The following is a 17,529-nucleotide window of genomic DNA, read 5'->3' as shown; positions in this document are numbered from 1 at the left end:
GTACTTCTCACTATAATGCTGGAATATGCAATTTCTCGCTACCTGTACTCCGTGAGTTGAGCGTCTGGTGCGCAGTGAGCTCGAGCGTCAAAATATTCAGATAACGTATGGTCAAGATCGATTGGTGGGCTTCTCGTGAGATATGATGACGATGACCACGGCGAATATATGGTCACGTACTGCCAATCGTATTTATATTGAACTAGATAAGATAGTTTTGACATCGTTTGATGGACTCTTCGCGTGTATCGAAAGTATCGACTGGAGCCAGTGGATACCAGGAAATACGCCCATCAATATCTCTGCGACAAGTATTCGTTCAGCACTTTCCAATACGCCTACGATTCAGTCGGTGACAAAGAAAGCCATTATTCGTCGACTCTCGAATGGAGATGATGAGTGGCATGAAAATATGCTGCATCAGCCAATCGAGATATTTATTCTCGTCGTCGCTGACGAGGTACATATCTTGATCAATACTTCATGACACGCACTTCATAAGCGTGGATATCGGACTCTGGCAGGGGAGGCGCCCATCAAGGAATCTCTTGCAGCAGCCATGATACTTCTCAGCGGTTGGAAATATATTAAACCGTTTTATGACCTGATGTGCGGAAGTGGCACGATTCCTATCGAAGCGGCGATGATAGCTCGCAATATCGCTCCAGGACTGCAGAGAGATTTTGATTTTCTGCACTTTCTCTGGTATGATACAGCTCTTCATACTGAAGCTCTTCAAGAAGCGAGAAAAAAAGTCTTCAAACAGTCCTACCAAATATTCGGAAGTGATATCGAGCCAGAGATGATAGCTATTTCCGAGGAGAATGCTCGTAGAGCGGGAGTAGGGGATACCATTACTTTTACCGCGAGACCACTTTCAGATCTTGAATGCATCGATGGAGGGCATCTCGTGACAAATCCTCCATATGGTAAACGGCTCGAAAGTGATGATCTTGATTTACTCTATCGTGATTTGGAAGATACATTTCTTACCTACCATCTGACTGGTGGTGTTATCACCACTTATGATGATTTTCCTCACCATGCTTCACTCTGGTCAAAGACGAATCTGATGAATGGGGGAGATAAATGTCAGTTTTGGAGGAAAATTTTACAAAAAGAAGAAAGCTAATAGGAGCGATAGTCATAGTAATAGTCATAGGTAGGAATTTTTTTAAAACTCCCCCTTATTTATGAGGGGGCTGAACAATTAGGATTAAGATTGGGGTGTCTTACTGGCTGCCTTTTCGTACTTTTGATGGCAAAAGTACGAAAACCACTGAGAGGAAATAAACTCGCTATCATCCAAGTTCAGCAGATGTTCTGAATGCATCCCGCTCAAACAGTGTTTCCTCTCAGACTCTCATCTCCGAATGGCAAGAAAACAAGTAGCTTGCCCCCTTGATAAAGGGGGGTAGGGGGGATTTTGAGATCCTGTCCGCCGAATGAAATAGGCGGAACAAAGGAGATAAAAACGGGGGTGTTTGAAAAGAAGGAGACAGCATTCCTGTATTACGCAAAAAAACGAAGAATATTTTTTATAAATCCACCCTGTGAAAAGTTCCCAGTCATAATGGTGCGAAGTTTTTGGACATCTTGAAAGGTTATTTTGCCTGAATGACGCTTTTCTCCGAAAGCTCCTGTATTCATGCTCTCTGTAAGGTCTTCCCAAAATGTGGCATCATAGATCATAGTATAGGCGGGGAGTTCTCGTAGAGAATCCTCAAAAAGGTCTATGATATCACTTTTCTCTCCTCGCATAATTCGTTCTAAAATCTGATATAGCTTCCCGAGAGAGAGATGAAAATTTTGATGGAGCACTTTGTAGAGTGTTTTTTCGAGGAGATCGTTCTTCGCTGGATGGAGACGACCTCGTTTGTGTTGTTCTCTAAAATAACTGGTTATGTATTGTTCGAAGAGATTTTCGAGAATTTTTTGGTAGGTATTTGTGACGACAAAGCCATCAAGCTCCTTGTTTCGTACAATATGATAAAAATTTATCTCTGAATCTATCAGAAGTTTTTGATTTTCCTCACCGAGTACTGCTGATTCCTCTTGGAAATATTTTGTAATTCTTTTTTCGATATGTTCGGGCGTTTCGGTGAGTTTTATACGTGTAGTATTGGTGGCTTCTTCTTTATGACGGCGGAGTTGCATATCAGAAAACTCCCTCCCAATCCACTGCTCAGCAGCAATGAGCTTTTCTCGGAGTTCTTGGTTTTTTTTGGCAAGTTCTTGGATGGAAGTATCTTTTTGTACCATACAGATACTACTCTAACATATATTTTCCACTATTTCAAGAATTTGTCTGAAATAAGTACTCCATCGAGGTGGTCTATCTCGTGTTGCACAACTCGGGCACCAAAACCAGTGATTTTTTTCTTCATTTTACGTCCTTTGATATCAATCCATTCTATCTCAATCGTCGTTGATCGCTCTATATTTCCTGTGATTCCAGGCAGACTGAGACAACCCTCTTCATCAATAAGAGTTGCTTTTGAGGAGGAGAGAATAGTAGGATTTATCATCACGACAAGAGGATACCCCTCCTCATCCCTCTGCGTAGGAAGCCCAGCCACGATAAGACGTTTATTGATACCGACTTGAGGTGCCGCCAGTCCTATTCCATGATGTTTTGGGTTTTTGATATAATTCAGCATCGCTTCACTTAAAGCTTTGCAAGTATGGAGTTCGGTTATTTTCACGGGCTTCGAAACTGCTCGGAGTATTGGGTTATCGGTTCATGTCTGGATGGTGAGTCTCATACAGAAAATGTATCAGAAAACTCTTAAAAGTAAAGCTTAATTGCTCATTTTTCTGCTCTCTAACGATATTCCTGTCTTCCTTTCAGTGCGTTCATCAGTGTCAAGCTATCCACATAGTCTATATATCCAGCATTTGGGAGTCATCGAGAAAGCCGAGAAATCCGAATATTTTGTGGGATATTTTCTCTGAGATAGAGCGCTGTGGCCTCTCATTCAAAATTTGGATTTGTCGCGAGGATGATTTCTTCGACACCATCAAGTCGTTTCATCAGGGATCCAAAATTGAGGTCCTTTGGTCCTCGTCCATGGAGAGGAGAGAGCGATCATCCCAAGACGTGATAGAGGCCACGAAAGACACCAGTTTGCTCTATCGCAAGAAGGTCTGCATATTCTTCTATTACACAAATGGTTTTACTATCTCTCGTGTCGTTTGCACAGTATTTACACATTTCCACATCTCGGTCCTTGAGCCCATGACAGAGAGGGCAAACAGAGATATTTTTTTCTACGAAGAGCAGTCGTTCGGAGAGTTCTTGAAGAAATCATATCTTTTTTGTCACGATATAAAAAACGAGCTTCATCGCTGTTTTTTCACCAATACCAGGAAGCTTTGCAAAAGCATCTATCAGCTGTTTGAGGGATTCTGGCATTTTTTAGGGAAGTGTAATATAGGTAATTTCTTTTAGATCTACTGGTCTCATTCTATCATCTTTTCGATAGAGTTCATCGGGGGATTCTTGTTTTGCAATCTTGGATCGTAGGGTATGTTTTGTCTGTTGCCGTTCTCGTCGGATACTCTCTATGCTGGTCATCTGATAACCACTATTTGCGTTAGCATTTAAAATCCATACATAGAGACCTCCGACCATAATAAGTAAAATAATCACGAGTCAGTAGGCACGAGAAAAAGAGATTTTTACCTTTTCTCTCGCCTCCTTTCTGATGGAGCGGAAAGTTTGTTCGATTTTTTCTGTAAAGTATTTATTCATACGGTATCCTTTTTAGAAAAAGAAATAGAGTTTCATTGTATGAAAAAACTGTATTTTTTCAAAACCAACTTTTATTGCTTTTTTATTTTCGTGCTGTTACTCTCAAAAGCGCACTTCTTGATCGAGGATTTGCTTGTATTTCTGCCTGTGTTGGTGTGATAGGTTTTTTTGTGATGATCTCGAGTTTTCATTGAGTGGTTTCCTGGCCAGTTATTTGGTCTACTTCTCCGTGACTGTTATTGCGAAAAAAGTTTTTGACGATACGGTCTTCCCCAGAATGAAAAGAAATAATCGATATATTTCCTCATGGAAGCAGTAAATCAGTTGCACCTGAGAGAAGTTTCTCAAGCGCTCAAAACTCATCATTGACCGCTATTCGGAGTGCTTGGAAAACCCGAGGAAGGGCATCACGAGAGATACTGGTGATTATCTTTGTGAGTTCTTCTGTCGTAGAGAGCGGCTGTATCTTTCGGGCTTCGAGAATTTTTTTGGTAATAAAGCCCGCCTTTGGCTCATCCCCGTAGACGCGGAACATCTCCGCCATCTTATCATAGGGGAGTGTATTGATGATATCTGCTGCCGTCGTTTCTTGACCGATATCGAGACGCATATCGAGTGGTCCATCAAAGCGAAATGAAAACCCACGTTCTGCGGTATCAAAATGCACACTGCTCACTCCGAGATCAGCGTAAACGCACGTTAATTCGTTTAGTTTGTTTAGTTCGTTTAGTTTGTTAATGGGTTGATAGGTTGATAGGTTCCGAATGATTTCTTTTATATCACGGAAGTTGCTCAGAATACAGTAAATGGTTGGTTGATTTTCGACTGATTTTTCTGATATGATTGAGAGGAGATGTTGTGTTGCACTCTTCAGATTTGCTTCATCACAATCGAGACCAATAAATACATCTCATTTCCCCAGTTTTTGTATCACTCATGTGGCGTGCCCACCCAACCCGAGAGTTGCATCGACGATGATATTCTTTCCAGTTTCAAAAATACGAAGAGACTCAATGAGCTCTTCGTATAAAACTGCAATATGTTTTTGAGTGTCTGACATTATTTTTTGCTACGTTCAGTTGTTGGTGTTACTGTAGTGGGAGCGGGAGTTGGTTTCATAGCATTTATATCGTAGATTGGCTCAACAATACAACCATTTTTAGGGAGTTGGGCCACTTTTTCTACGAGCACTCTGACCATGCTATCACATTTTTGAGCCACTTTAGCAGGATCATCGTTATCTATTTCTCGTTGTAAATTCTTAATAGCATTTTCATATCCTTTCTTAGATGCCTCAGCTGCACTTGCAAGAGAACATGTGAGATATTTGATAACTGGCTGACAGACTTTTGCTGATTGTGCATTATTTTCGATAGGTGTTTCTGGAGTTATGATGACGTCATCGAGATTTGGTTTACCACACGATACGAGGAATATTGATGCTGCCACAAGTGATAAGACGGTGAATTTGTTCATAAAAAAAAATTAGAAAGTGCGTAAAGGGTAAGATTTTTGTATGTTATGTCAATACATCCGTCTTGACATCATGAATCTCAAAATATCGTTTATCATTTCGGAGAGTGATATCAATTGTCTGAGTCGGCTGTACTCTATCTTCGAGTATATCCGGCCATTCTATGAGGCAGATATTTTCTGGATTCTCGAGTATTTCATCAGCCCCTATGCGTATAATGTCCTCTACACAGGTCGCACGATAGAGGTCAAAATGATAGAGATTTTTCCCATATTTCTGATAGTATGTATAGGTTGGTGAGACTATTGTGAGCTTCTTATCTCACATATGATGGCGGATAAGTGCTTGAATGAAGGTCGTTTTTCCAGCTCAGGGAACTCATCGGAGAAACACCCTATCACCTGGCGTGAGAGAGAAAATGTGTTTATCGATGTCAGAAAGAGCAACGTACATAGGAGAAAATTTTTTACGTGACAAGTTTTGATTCCAGAATACTTCATATTTTCTGACATATATTCTCTGTGGTCACTTCTTTTGCGTCTAGGAAATTTTGTCACATTTCCCTGAGGATAGCGCGCGTCTTTGCGCCATAGCTGATAGCTATTAGTGGTATATTTCCTACTGAAGCAAGTATGATACTATGGAGTCTCATCCCGACAATGCAATCACACATCGTATATGCGGCGAGAGTTTGCTCTATTGTTTGTGTGATGCTGACTCCTGGTAAGAGAAATTTTTGGAGATAATATCCATCATGCGCTTTTTCGTCATCTGGATGGAGCGAATGAGGTAGTAAAATAATATGATAATTTTTTTTCAGCAGTGTTTGTATGATATTTTTTACTAGTGTATCTGATAAAAATCCAGATCGCAGAGCCATACCTATCGTATGTTTATTTTTAGTCATCTTTGTTTTCTGAAATGTATATTCGAAGACAGGATCTTGCTTGATGGATGACTTATAGCCAACTTCTTGAATTTTTTTTTGGCTCTCAGTATCTCGGACAGTAATGGTTGCTCATTGAAATAATCCATGAGCATATTTTTGAAGCTCCTCTTTTTTGGTACTTACTCCGAGAGAAAGGTAGGTGAGTGGTTTCTTGAAAAATTTAATTATTTTTGCACGCATCCACCAGAGACGAAGAGGAGAATGTCACTCCTCAGAAATACTGTACAATAAACCACCACCACCGATATAGGTATGATTTGATTGTCTGATGACTTTGAGCGTTTGAAAAAAATATACAATATTTTTTAGAGGATTCTTTCGTATATTGGTTGGGAAATAGGGGAGTATGATGAGATTTTTTTCTGCGATATTTTGTGACCGAAAGAATCTCCATGTTCGAGCTGGGCTATGAGAGAAGAGGATGATATTCGTGTGTGTGTTTTTTTCTCTGAGCGCTTTTATCTCACATAGAGTAATCAGCTCATCACCGAGATTTTCAGCGCCTGTGGCGGTCATGAGGAGTATAGTGTTCATAAGAAAATGAGCGTACTCAGTTTACTCAGTTTACTCAGTTCCACAAGGAAATTCTATTTTTTGCATTTCAGTTTGAAATTCACAATCAAAAAAATACTTCCCAAACGAGAAGTATTTTTCTAAAAAAATAAAATAATTATTTTTTCTTAGCTGCCTTCTTGACGGCCTTCTTAGGGGCTGCCTTCTTGACCACTTTCTTTGGAGCTGCTTTTTTAGGAGCTGCTTTTTTCTTGACCACTTTCTTTGGAGCTGCTTTCTTAGCTGCTTTTTTAGGAGCTGGCATAGTAAAGAAATTAGGAAATAAAACACGTACAAATTTAGTATATATATTTTTTTATATATCCAATTATAGCACAAGAAAAAATACCTTTCCAAAAAACATATTTATATCACAAAATAACACTACAAAATATCGTACTCATTATGCGAGTATTTTTTATATCTATTTTTCTTCTTTTTTGTGGAGATATTTTTCGATATCATTTCGTATTTCATAGATCTTTGTGAGATCAGTGATAGAGGCGAGTTTGAGGTCGGGGATGCCGGATTGTCGTACACCGTAGACTTCGCCAGGACCGCGTAATTCCATATCAATTTCTGATATTTCAAATCCGTCATTTGTTTTTTCAAGTGCTTTTAATCTCTCGGAATTATTTTTATCAGTCAGAAGATAACAATACGATTGCCACTCTCATCGTCCGACTCGTCCACGGAATTGATGAAGTTGAGAGAGTCAAAAACGATGTGCATCTTCTATACAGACAACGGTTGCACGAGGATTATCTATGCCGACTTCTATCACGGAAGTGGCGGACAGAATATCATATTTTTTATCAAGAAAATCTTGCATGATCATATCTTTTTCTTCTGCTTTCATTTTTCCATGCAAAATTCCTATATTTCTGTGTGGAAAAATCATCTTGAGTTTTTCTGCAGTTTCGTGCACGGATATGGCATTGATTTTTTCATTTTCATTTACAAGAGGAGAGATCCAATACGCTTGAAAACCGAGCTCTATCTGTGCTTCAATCCATTTATACGCTTCGTGTACGTGATGCTCTGTAACGATTTTTGTGATGACTTTTTTTCTCTCTGCTGGATATTCACGGATAATGGAGATATCTTGATTCCCATACATCGCCATAGAGAGCGTTCGCGGGATAGGCGTCGCCGTCATCATCAGAACGTGGGGCATGATTCTGACATGATTGGTGGGGTTTACTGAGTTTATTATGTTTCCTAAGTTTACTGAGTTTCCTGAATCAAGATTTCCTTCATTTTGTATTTTGTATTTTGTATTTTGTACTTCTTCTAGCTTTTCTTCGTGTTTTAAATTTGAAGTGTATTCCGTGAGTTTTTCTCTTTGCTCGACGCCGAATCTATGCTGTTCATCGATGACGACATAGCTGAGCCGCTGAAATCGGACATCTTCCTGTATGACAGCATGTGTTCAGACTACGATAGAAATTTCGCCATTTTCGATTCATTGTTTGATTTCTTCTTTTTCTTTTTTCTTCAGACTGCCTATCAACAGCTTCGATGTGATACCATAGGGTGTCAGAAATTCTTCTAATTTTTTTGCAATCTGTGTTGCCAGTATCGTCGTCGGTGCCATATATGCTATCTGTCCTCCACCTCACTGTATCCAGTGAAGCATAGAGAGAAATGCTACAATTGTTTTCCCCGTTCATACATCTCACTGCAGAAGCCGTTGCATACAGATATCTTTTTCCATATCCTTGAGGATTTCAAAAAGTGTTATCTTTTGTTCATTTGTGAGTCAAAAAGGCAGTCTCTCAATAGCTTCTTTCATTCGCTCTACACTCAGAGGAATACTCGATACATGGCCTATGCTCGCATCTTGAATAATCTTTTTTCGTTGGATGGCACGATACTGGAGCTCAAAAAGTTCTTCGTATGCGAGCTCATGTTTTGCAGCTTCAAAATCCTGAAGCGTTTTCGGAGCATGGAGTGTTTTAATATTCTGTATTCTCGGTGCGTGTTTTCTTTCCTCTCGGATTTCCACTGGCAGTACTTCTGGTAAGAGTGGCAGATAGGGGAAAAGAAGGGGGATTTTTTCACGAAACCATTTTGTCGAGATTCACTGAATCTCAATATAGGTCGGGAGATATGCCTGTCGCTCTGGATCAAAAAATTCTATATCCGGTTGTACAAACGTGAGTTTTCCATATTCATATTTTGGCTTTCAGTGAATAATGATAGTATCTCACAGCTTAAGTGGTTTCTTGAAAAATGGTGTATGAAAAAAGACGCACTCAGTCAGCATACCATTACAATCTGATATGACAAACTTTGTGAGATTTTTTTGGTACTTCGTTTTTTCATTGACGATATTTATGAGTGTCACTTTGATAGTGTTTTTTTCTTGGATATTTACGTAAGCAAAGCTCTCCAAGACATCACTGGTATTTTCGAGACCTTTTGGGAAAAATAGCAAGAGATCTTCCACAGTTTCAATACCACTCCGGCGAAGTCGCTCGATATAGTTCTCTGTGGTATGAAGGAGGGATTTCGTCAATTGCATAGGATTTGTGTGTGGTAGGAAAATCAATAGAATTATAGTGTAATTTTTCTTATGACAATGAAAAAACATCTTTCTCCTGTCGCTGACGATGATTACTACGTGGTCGAAAGATCACGTATCGCTGAAGAAGCCAAAAAAGCTCATAGAATCCACGAAAAAGAGGTCGAATCCCATCTTAACTCTGTAATTCCTTACTATGAAGATGCCGACGTGGAAGAAGCACGGCTTTTGGTTTTACTCAATAATATCCTCGTCAATCGTTTCAAAGAGATAGGACTGGTCTATTGGAATATCTTTCGTCATGCACCGATTGAAATCCGTGACTATTCTGATATGTTTTGAGATGACTTGAACGCTTCTTCTGTGGAGAGAATTATTGCATTTCTCGAAGAAAAAAAGCATGACTCTGAAAATCTCATAGCTATCTGATTTGATGATCAGGATATTGGGGATGGGTTTGGGGTGGTGGGGGAGAGTGGTGATGGTGATGCTGATAGTGAAGAAGAACTCGAGCAAGTGGCGTAAAATATGATAGAAGAATCTGTGAGCCAACTTTCTCCTTGATCCTTCCCCTTTAAATCCTTCATTGGTACTCAGTATTTCAAGAGGGAGTTTGGCTACTGTTCCCGACTCACCCTGGATTCTCCCCCTTAAAAATTCACCAGAATTTTAGAGGGGGTAGGGGTGATGTATAGACAACAAGTACTGCGAAATATTTTATGGTAGAGAATTTAGAGTCAAAAATACTTGATAAACAATAAAAAATAGGATACTATTACACAAGTTCGCTCTATTTTCCGTTTTTTTATCAAGAGAGAGAGCTGCTATTTCCTTATTTTTCTTTTATGATACGCAAACGCAAACTTGCGATCGTGGTAGCAGGAGTACTCCTCCTTGCTGGTATAGCTTTTGGTCTTTCTGTGACAAATCGCGATGGACTGAAGTCTAGCATAGTCGGATCTGTTATGAGTCGTGGTGGGTTTGTCTGTACTCCACAAGCGGTCACTCCTGGTTCAATAGAAACGAGGCAGTATACTGCAGATCTAGCCGAAGTCCAACGTCTTCAAACACGACGTGAGGAATTGACCTTGGATACAAATGTTCTTGAAAACACTTGTAAAAATCTCAAAGGTCAAGCAAAAACTCAGTGTCAGAGAAATGTTGTCGAGCTTCGTACTGTAGAAAGACGACTGGGACTACTCAATATAGAAATTGGTCTGTATCAAGACTGTAAGGCAAATGATATCGTTTTCTCAAACCCTAAAACACGACTCAGTTTTTCTCCATATAGATCCTCCGTAGTAAATACTGTAGTTCCTGGAACAGTAGGTAATCTCTGAGAATGGACAGTATCAACGAATAAATGAACGGCTGCTGTTAAATATTTACAATTTCAAATGGTAAATATCAAAGGTGACACTACGTGTGATATCTTTGGCGAATACGAGCTTCGTAATTCTTCGGATGTGGTATTCTCAGTTGGGAAAGTGACTGATTCAATAGTACGATTTGATTTTTCTCCAATCTTTATTGCAAACACTAAAGCAAAGACAATAAAATTAGTCTGAAGTGGTGCTCCAACTCGTGGTGAAGGACATTTCGACGCTAAAGAGTGTATCATGGAAATGCGACCAACAGATATGGCACGTTCTCATATAGCAACTGAAGGTGATAATAGTGGATTTGGGCCATATGGCATTTTGTATGATGTTGTTGGAACCCCTGCAACATGTACCGATAGTGACGGTGGTCTGAATTATAATGAAAAAGGTAAGGTTCATGGTTTAGAAGCTCCCAATGTGTGGGATGATTGGGTAGATTATTGTGGCACAGCCGATGAGGAAACTGGGAAACTCGTTGAATATAGTTGTGAACAAAATAATTATGGAAAGAAAAATTTATATGAATGTCCAAATGGATGTAGTGATGGAGCATGTATTAATATATATTCATGGCAAGTTGGTCCTTGGGCGGCATGTGTAGATAATACTCAATACCGATCCGTAACTTGTTCAGACAGTTCATGACAAGTGGTTCCTCTTGTAAATTGTACTGGTGAGCATCCAGCCGTTTCACAACCTTGTATTGTCGTGCAGGATCCACTCTGCACCCTCTTTCCAGCATTGTGTATTTAATCTCGACCTTTATTAAAAGACCCACAGCAATGGGGGGGGGGGGTCTTTTAGTTAAAAACGTAACATGGCGGTTCGTCTTGGATTCGGTCGCTTCTCCGCCAGCGACCCGGCTCTCCTTGTTGAAAAGCAAAAAAATTTGCTTTTCAACTTCGGATTCTCATCCCTCACTCATCAGAATAAAATTGCCATAAAAAATCTCCTCACTTCGGAGGAGATTATTGATGTCATTACATGGCGGCGAGTGAGGGATTCGAACCCTCGCGGCGACTTTCATCACCCTACAGGATTAGCAATCCCGCCCCTTCAGCCACTTGGGTAACTCACCATGTAGAAAGGATTGTATGAAAACTTTTGATATGAGCAAATTTTATTTCTAAAAATTGGAATGATCATATATGAATAGGTTTTTCAATGCCTTCAAAATACTGGTGGATAGAGGATAAAATCGGTCTCTAGAACAATTCTCTCGATAAAAATTGACTTATTTGAAGTATCGCTATAATTCCCGCAAACTCTTTAATTTCCTTTTTGTATGTCTCCCTTGACTCTCGTAGCTACTGCACGTGATCCAAAAGCCGATCTCCGTATCGTCCGTGGTACAGCAAACCGTGGTGGTTCTGTGCCGGGTGTAGTCTATGGTAAAAAGGTGCCAAGCACACCTATCCTTCTCGATACTTCTGATCTTCTCCGCGTGTTTCGTGTTTCTGGATTTTCTCATATTATTGATTTGACTCTCGATGGAAAAAAACACCAAGTGATTATTCATGATGTTCAAGTACATCCTGTATCTGGAGATTTTCAACACGTTGATTTTTATGCTGTTGTCGCTTCTGATAAGCTCCACGTCACTGTGCCAGTGAAGCTCGTTGGAACGAGCCAGGCAGCCCGTGATGGTGCCATCATAGAACATGTTATGCAAGATATCGAGGTCCGCTGTTTACCAGCTGATATTCCAGCCGAGATAGAAGTCGATATTTCTGTCCTAGAAAAAGCAGGTGATATGATTCATATTTCTGACCTTACTATCGATCGCAAAAAAATAGAAATTTTGCACCATGAAGAAACGGAGGCAATCGTTATTGCTTCTGCATTCCAAGAATATGTCGAAGAAGTGGTTGTGGCGCCTGCTGATGTGGAAGTCTTGACTGAAAAGAAAGAATGAGAAGAAGGTGAAGCTCCTGTTGAGGAAACAAAAGCTGAATAAATTATATGTTAATTCGAATCGTCTGAGAAGGTCCTGATGCTGAAACACTTTTCTCTCGTGTGCAAATAGCTCTTGAGGAGTTATGACTTCTCTCTGACGCTATATTGGAGCGATACGATACGCCAGTATATCGAGAAGAGCTCCATATCACGACTACACCAGCACTTTGTATAGAAGAATCAAGCATTGATTTCCGAGATATGATTTTTGAATGAGTAGTGCCAGAACAAAATGAAGTGAATAATGTGATGATTTCTCTCTTTGGTACTGGGGAATCATCATCCAGCTGTGGTACGTGTTCGGGCGGTTCGTGTGATGCATGTTCGGGTTAGTTTTTATTTTTTTATTTTCATTGTATGAAAAAGATTATTTTTTTCCTCTTCGTAGGACTTCTCCTCTCTTCTTGTACGGGAACAGGTGAGTATAAAAATCTTACTACCTGTCTTGCTGAGAAAAAGGTGGTTATGTTTGGTGCCTCATGGTGTCCACATTGTGCGGAACAAAAAAAGTTATTTGGTCGTTCTGCAAAAGATATGCCATATTTTGAATGCTCAAAATGAAATAGTCAGGTCCAGGAATGCACAGAAAGAAATGTGATGAGTTATCCGACGTGGCAATTTAATGAGGAAGCTCTGAGAGCTCTTCCAGAAATCGCTCAGATTAATTTGCTGAATCCTGAAATCGATATTGTACGAGCTTCTATCAAGAGTATCCGTGATTCTATACCAGCTACTGATACAGCATCTCTCAAAATCATCAATGATTTTAGTGCTGCAACCGAGTCCATGATTGTTTCTGATTTGACGCCATTTGAAAAACTTACGAAACTCACCACTCTCTCTATCGGAAGCGATAAAAAGAGTGTTCAAAAAATACCTGTTTACACGTTGTGACGTATCGCAGGAGCTCGTCCACTCGATGAGATCGCTCTCTACAGTGGCTGTATGGATGCCTATCAAAAAGATATCGCACAAACTCCAAAAAAATAATACTTCTGCCCTCTTAATTTTTTATGAAATACCTGACTATTGCTATCATCGCTCACGTCGATCACGGAAAAACAACACTCGTCGATGCCCTCCTCAAACAAGGTGGTGCCTTCCGTGATAATCAAGCCGTTGAGGTCTGTGTTATGGATAGCAATGACCAGGAAAAAGAACGAGGGATCACTATCTATGCAAAAAATACAGCTATCCAAATCGGTGATACAAAAGTAAATATTGTCGATACTCCTGGGCATGCGGATTTTGGTTCAGAAGTAGAGCGTGTGCTCCGAATGGCTGATTCTGTTCTCCTGCTCGTCGATGCCTATGAAGGTCCGATGCCTCAGACTCGTTTTGTGCTTCGTAAATCTCTCGAACTCGGCATACGTCCTATCGTCGTTATCAATAAAATCGATAAACCAACGGCACGTCCTGACTATGTTCTCGATGCGGTTTTCGATCTTTTTGTACAGCTCGGAGCAACAGATGAACAATGTGATTTTGCTCATATCTATACGATTGCTCGTGATGGTGTTGCAAAGCGAGAAATCGTTGATACATCAGAAAATCTTCAACCACTCTTTGATATGATTCTGGAGCGAGTTCAGCCACGAGACAATGATGAGACAAAGCCATTTCGTATGCAAGTTGCCAATCTCGCGTATGACTCTTTTATGGGTCGACAAGGTATCGGGCGTGTGGCTGATGGAGTGGTGAAAACAGGAGCTAACATCTTCATTATTGGTAATGATGGTGTAAAACGAAAAGGGAAAATCAGTAAAATCACTACTTCTCTTGGACTTGTAAAAGCTGAAGTTGCAGAGGGTATCGCGGGAGATATCGTCTCTATCGCAGGTATTCCTGATATCTATGTGGGAGAGACCATTACAACAGATGAAAATACAGAAGCACTTCCACCTATTCATATCGATCCTCCGACCTTGAAAATGCAATTTTTCGTCAATGATTCACCATTTGCTGGTCGAGAAGGGGATTATGTTACTTCTCGGCACATCCGTGATCGTCTGGAAAAAGAACTTGAAATGAATGTGGGATTGAAGGTAGATTTTACAGAAGATGGGTCCTTCGTCGTTGCTGGTCGTGGAGAGCTCCATCTTGCAGTGCTTATAGAGACGATGCGTCGAGAAAAATTTGAGCTTCAGGTCGGTGCTCCAGAAGTTATCTTCCACGAGGAAGATGGTGTCAAACTGGAACCATTTGAAAAATGTATTATCAGTGTCCCAGATGAATCAGCTGGCTCTGTTATTGAGCAAATGGGAAAGCGACGAGGAATCATGCAGGATATGAAGTCTGAGAGAGGCCTTACAACACTTGAATTCTTTATCCCAACTCGTGGGCTCCTCGGTTTCCGACGTGAATTCACGACGATGACTCGCGGTGAAGGTATCCTCGCAAGTGCTTTTGATAAATACGCTCCCTATGCTGGCGATATGAATAAGCGTGATGTAGGATCGATGATTTCTGCGTGTGATGGTGCTGCTATGACTTTTTCACTCTTTAATCTCCAAGAGCGTGGCCCTATCTTTATCGAGCCACAGACTGAGGTGTATGAAGGTATGATCGTCGGAGAACATCTCAAAGGATCTGATCTCGTCGTGAATGTAACAAAAAATAAACAACTCACGAATATGCGAGCATCTGGTACTGATGAAGCGATGCGTCTGACTCCACCTCGTGTGATGAGTCTCGAAGATGCTCTCGACTATGTCGGTCCTGATGAGTATGTCGAGATCACTCCTACAAAGGTTCGTCTTCGAAAGAAGAAACTGAAAGAGAACGAGAGAAAGAGGGGATAAAGATAAAGAATAGAGAAGAAATAAAAAAGAAGAAAGAAGGAATTTTATATCTTACATCTATGAAAAAAGTCCTTTGAATTATTTGAACTCTTGCTTCAGGAAAAGATACTCTCGCTGAAATGATTTCAGAAGAATTTCAATTACCCTTCTATCAGATTAGTAGTACTCTTAAAATGATTGCACAAGAACGCGGAATGAGCCCAGATAGAGAATATCTTATTCGTCTTGGGAGAGAGCTGGCAGAAAAATATTGAGACGAATATCTCGCTCGGTATCTTGTTGAAAGAGCTCCTGAGGAGACCTTGGTTATAGCAGGCATGAGGCAGTTGGGGCAGATTAAATATCTTCGAGAAAATACTCATTTTATGTTAGTAGGAGTTGATGCTGATCCTCGGATTCGTTTTCAACGACTTCTAGAACGTGGTAAATTCTGAGATCCTACTGATTGGGAGGAGTTTCAGAGAATAGAATCTATGGAAGATACTTCTGATAATGCCCAAAAGATAGGGGAATGTCTCAAATTGGCAGATTATATTTATGAAAATAATGGTACTTTTGATAATCTTAAATCACAGATTCAAGTTATTTGAAAGATGTTTCATGTTCGGTAAAGAGAAAGTGACAAAAATATAAAATCCCTATAATCCTCCTATGATTGATTACATCTTGCACATCAATGGTCGAGGAGGGAGTGGCAAAACTACGCTTATCAAGATGCTGAATGAGCGACTAGGACTTGAAAAAACGCGTAATTTTACTACTCGAAAACCACGTTTTAAGTGAGAATCGGATTATCACTTTGTCACGGAAGAAACTTTTGTTGAATATTTTAAGCAAAGTAAGATCATCGAGTGTTATTATAAAGACTCCAGTCGAGCTCTGTATGGAACAGCAGCTCCAGAGAAGACAGGCATCTATCAGTCAGAAGTTGTCGCTCTTGTAGCCCTTAGGAAATGGTGTTTTGAGCACAAGGTTCCCTTTTTAAGCATTTATCTTGATATCGATACCCAGGTTCTTTTAGCACGTCTCAAAAAACGATCTGACAGCAACGAAACTCCTGACGAAAGACTCGAAGAAGATGAATATTATGAGATTTTTAAACACTGGTCTGATATCGTCTATGATTATAATAATATTACTGTAGAACAGGCAGTAGAAGATATTATTGGGATGATGCGGGGGGCTGGATTGATATCCTAAAAATTATACTCCAATTGAAATTGACTGTTTGTATCTTCTTGAAATTTATTGAGAGAAGGAGAATATGTTGTGACACTAATACGATTATTTTTGGGTGAGAATTGTAGGATACGGAGCCACCCATTGCCTCCGTAATCTTCTTCTTGAAAATCAGCAAGCATTTGATGCACATCGTTACCTGCGAGATTTTTATCAGTTCTCATATTTTCTGCGTGGACATGACCTGATACGACGAGTTGAAGATTTTTGTGGAGCTTCACAAAATCATTCCAGATATAGCCAGTATCTGTGCAGACATGGGGTTTTCTTCCAGCATCTTTATCCAAAAATGCATGCGTTGAGAGAAGCGCCTTATGGTCAGGATAGCGCGCTAGGGTTTCGTTGCCCCATTTGATTTCCTCTTTTGTTGGACAAAAATCGAGACTGATAAAGATATATTTTTCTCATGCGAGTGTCAAAAGAATATATTTATTATCTGTATCTTTCCCCATCTGTCCTCCCCACCATGGCCTTTGATTGTATCGTGAGATAGGGAAATACTTGTCATAGAGGGTTGATGGATGATCGTGGTTTCCGAGAGCAAGCAATACTGGCATATTTTTTTCATCGAGTTTTTTTATACCTTCGTCAAATGTTTTCCATTGTTTCTCATCACTGGCGACATTGACCTGGTCTCCTACATGTACCACAGCTTTGATATTGAGTTTTTCTGTGTTTCCTAGAATCCAATCTATTTGGCTCATAAAAATTTTTGGAAAGTTTTGGACTTCATTTTGTGTATCTGGGAGTACAATAACAGAAAAATTTTTTTCCGTTGAGACGGCATGTATAGGAAGGGGTCTTTGAGAGACACAACTACTGAGGACAAAAACGCAGAGAAGAGAAAGAAATATATTTTTTTTCATAGTCAGAGTATATCCTATTGTGTATTTAT

At 40.0% G+C, this 17,529-nt stretch carries 20 protein-coding genes and 1 tRNA gene; 9 read left to right on the top strand and 12 right to left on the bottom strand.

The window, feature by feature from the left end; all coding sequences use genetic code 25:
* The first annotated feature begins 25 nt into the window (after window positions 1–25).
* Window positions 26–1,132 (top strand): class I SAM-dependent RNA methyltransferase, encoded by a 1,107-nt coding sequence (locus WC753_01210; GenBank protein ID MFA6080081.1) that lies wholly within the window; start codon window positions 26–28, stop codon window positions 1,130–1,132.
* A 380-nt stretch (window positions 1,133–1,512) separates the two neighbouring features.
* Here WC753_01210 and WC753_01205 read toward each other — a convergent pair whose 3' ends face one another.
* The 10 genes from WC753_01205 to WC753_01160 all read right to left on the bottom strand — a co-directional run bounded on the left by WC753_01205 (window position 1,513) and on the right by WC753_01160 (window position 9,256).
* A complete protein-coding gene (locus tag WC753_01205; protein ID MFA6080080.1) occupies window positions 1,513–2,262 on the bottom strand; it encodes a hypothetical protein in 750 nt (249 codons plus the stop codon).
* A gap of 29 nt (window positions 2,263–2,291) precedes the next feature.
* Window positions 2,292–2,765: a peptide deformylase gene (def, locus tag WC753_01200; protein MFA6080079.1), complete on the bottom strand. Its 474-nt coding sequence runs from the start codon at window positions 2,763–2,765 to the stop codon at window positions 2,292–2,294.
* A 59-nt stretch (window positions 2,766–2,824) separates the two neighbouring features.
* Entirely contained in the window at window positions 2,825–3,415 is a 591-nt protein-coding gene (gene recR / locus WC753_01195; protein MFA6080078.1) for a recombination mediator RecR, read from the bottom strand.
* 3 nt (window positions 3,416–3,418) lie between these two features.
* Window positions 3,419–3,754: a hypothetical protein gene (locus tag WC753_01190; protein MFA6080077.1), complete on the bottom strand. Its 336-nt coding sequence runs from the start codon at window positions 3,752–3,754 to the stop codon at window positions 3,419–3,421.
* Window positions 3,755–3,836: 82 nt separating this feature from the next.
* Entirely contained in the window at window positions 3,837–4,814 is a 978-nt protein-coding gene (rsmH, locus tag WC753_01185; protein ID MFA6080076.1) for a 16S rRNA (cytosine(1402)-N(4))-methyltransferase RsmH, read from the bottom strand.
* Window positions 4,814–5,230, bottom strand: a complete 417-nt coding sequence (locus WC753_01180) for a hypothetical protein (protein ID MFA6080075.1) — start codon at window positions 5,228–5,230, stop codon at window positions 4,814–4,816. The genes rsmH and WC753_01180 overlap by 1 nt, the downstream gene beginning before the upstream one ends.
* A gap of 43 nt (window positions 5,231–5,273) precedes the next feature.
* Entirely contained in the window at window positions 5,274–5,681 is a 408-nt protein-coding gene (gene tsaE / locus WC753_01175; protein MFA6080074.1) for a tRNA (adenosine(37)-N6)-threonylcarbamoyltransferase complex ATPase subunit type 1 TsaE, read from the bottom strand.
* A gap of 13 nt (window positions 5,682–5,694) precedes the next feature.
* Complete coding sequence (locus WC753_01170; GenBank protein MFA6080073.1) at window positions 5,695–6,711, bottom strand: polysaccharide pyruvyl transferase family protein; 1,017 nt, start codon at window positions 6,709–6,711, stop codon at window positions 5,695–5,697.
* Window positions 6,712–6,847: 136 nt separating this feature from the next.
* Entirely contained in the window at window positions 6,848–6,994 is a 147-nt protein-coding gene (locus WC753_01165) for a hypothetical protein (protein MFA6080072.1), read from the bottom strand.
* Between the two features lie 159 nt (window positions 6,995–7,153).
* Entirely contained in the window at window positions 7,154–9,256 is a 2,103-nt protein-coding gene (locus WC753_01160) for an ATP-dependent DNA helicase RecG (GenBank protein ID MFA6080071.1), read from the bottom strand.
* A 51-nt stretch (window positions 9,257–9,307) separates the two neighbouring features.
* Between WC753_01160 and WC753_01155 the strand changes: the two genes are divergently transcribed.
* The gene (locus WC753_01155; protein MFA6080070.1) at window positions 9,308–9,781 is read left to right on the top strand and encodes a hypothetical protein; all 474 of its coding nucleotides are present in this window, start codon (window positions 9,308–9,310) and stop codon (window positions 9,779–9,781) included.
* A gap of 320 nt (window positions 9,782–10,101) precedes the next feature.
* Window positions 10,102–11,391 carry a hypothetical protein gene (locus WC753_01150; GenBank protein MFA6080069.1) on the top strand — a complete coding sequence of 430 codons (1,290 nt, stop codon included), beginning with the start codon at window positions 10,102–10,104 and terminating at the stop codon, window positions 11,389–11,391.
* A gap of 232 nt (window positions 11,392–11,623) precedes the next feature.
* Here the strand turns inward: WC753_01150 and WC753_01145 are convergent.
* A tRNA-Ser gene (locus WC753_01145) sits at window positions 11,624–11,716 on the bottom strand.
* A gap of 207 nt (window positions 11,717–11,923) precedes the next feature.
* Between WC753_01145 and WC753_01140 the strand changes: the two genes are divergently transcribed.
* Genes WC753_01140 through WC753_01115 form a run of 6 tightly spaced genes read left to right on the top strand, consistent with a single transcriptional unit; the run spans window position 11,924 to window position 16,595 of the window.
* Window positions 11,924–12,595, top strand: a complete 672-nt coding sequence (locus WC753_01140; GenBank protein MFA6080068.1) for a 50S ribosomal protein L25 — start codon at window positions 11,924–11,926, stop codon at window positions 12,593–12,595.
* Between the two features lie 5 nt (window positions 12,596–12,600).
* A complete protein-coding gene (locus WC753_01135; protein ID MFA6080067.1) occupies window positions 12,601–12,927 on the top strand; it encodes a hypothetical protein in 327 nt (108 codons plus the stop codon).
* A gap of 24 nt (window positions 12,928–12,951) precedes the next feature.
* Window positions 12,952–13,584, top strand: a complete 633-nt coding sequence (locus tag WC753_01130) for a hypothetical protein (GenBank protein MFA6080066.1) — start codon at window positions 12,952–12,954, stop codon at window positions 13,582–13,584.
* Window positions 13,585–13,607: 23 nt separating this feature from the next.
* On the top strand, window positions 13,608–15,395 hold the full coding sequence (gene typA / locus WC753_01125; GenBank protein ID MFA6080065.1) for a translational GTPase TypA: 1,788 nt from the start codon (window positions 13,608–13,610) through the stop codon (window positions 15,393–15,395).
* A 59-nt stretch (window positions 15,396–15,454) separates the two neighbouring features.
* Window positions 15,455–16,006, top strand: coding sequence for an AAA family ATPase (locus WC753_01120; protein MFA6080064.1), 552 nt, complete (start codon window positions 15,455–15,457; stop codon window positions 16,004–16,006).
* A 40-nt stretch (window positions 16,007–16,046) separates the two neighbouring features.
* The gene (locus tag WC753_01115) at window positions 16,047–16,595 is read left to right on the top strand and encodes an AAA family ATPase (GenBank protein ID MFA6080063.1); all 549 of its coding nucleotides are present in this window, start codon (window positions 16,047–16,049) and stop codon (window positions 16,593–16,595) included.
* On the opposite strand, the gene WC753_01110 is transcribed toward WC753_01115, so the two are convergent.
* Entirely contained in the window at window positions 16,592–17,500 is a 909-nt protein-coding gene (locus WC753_01110; GenBank protein MFA6080062.1) for a metallophosphoesterase, read from the bottom strand. The two genes, WC753_01115 and WC753_01110, sit on opposite strands and share 4 nt — an antisense overlap.
* Window positions 17,501–17,529 lie beyond the last annotated feature (29 nt).

The sequence above is a fragment of the Candidatus Gracilibacteria bacterium genome (assembly GCA_041660965.1).
In the GTDB taxonomy this organism is placed as follows: Bacteria; Patescibacteriota; Gracilibacteria; order BD1-5; family JAGOOR01; genus JAGOOR01.
This window is presented reverse-complemented; position numbering and strand designations above follow the sequence as displayed.